General features: G+C 71.6%; 1 protein-coding gene. It reads right to left on the bottom strand.

Going from position 1 to position 363, the window contains the following annotated elements:
* Positions 1 to 60 precede the first annotated feature (60 nt).
* Complete coding sequence (locus AC1DUE_RS20895; RefSeq protein WP_326632101.1) at positions 61 to 267, bottom strand: DUF397 domain-containing protein; 207 nt, start codon at positions 265 to 267, stop codon at positions 61 to 63.
* Positions 268 to 363: the final 96 nt, after the last annotated feature.

The raw sequence follows: 363 nt of genomic DNA, 5'->3' as shown, positions 1-363 counted from the left end.
GCGGTGGAGACCGTCCTGCGGACGGCTCCGGCGGCCTGACCGGACCCGCGGACCGGCCGGTCAGCCGGCCGGCCCGTCGGTCAGCGCGGAGACGAACGACTTCCAGGCCGCCGCCGAGAACCGCAGCGCAGGCCTGGACACGTCCTTGGAGTCCCGCACGGCCAGCTGTTCCGGACCGAACGGCGCTGCTTCCACGCAGTTGTTCATCCCCGTGCTGCGGCTGCTGCGCCGCCACCGTAACGCGTGCTCTGCGAGGCAATCGGACATCGGGCCCCCTCGGGCAGTCTGAGGTTCCTAGCCGTCGCGGTCGATCGCGGCGATCAGGTCCAACGAGTGCTCCGGCGACAGCGCGTGTGCCTGCAT

Source organism: Cellulomonas sp. P4_A2, assembly GCF_056402515.1.
This window is presented reverse-complemented; position numbering and strand designations above follow the sequence as displayed.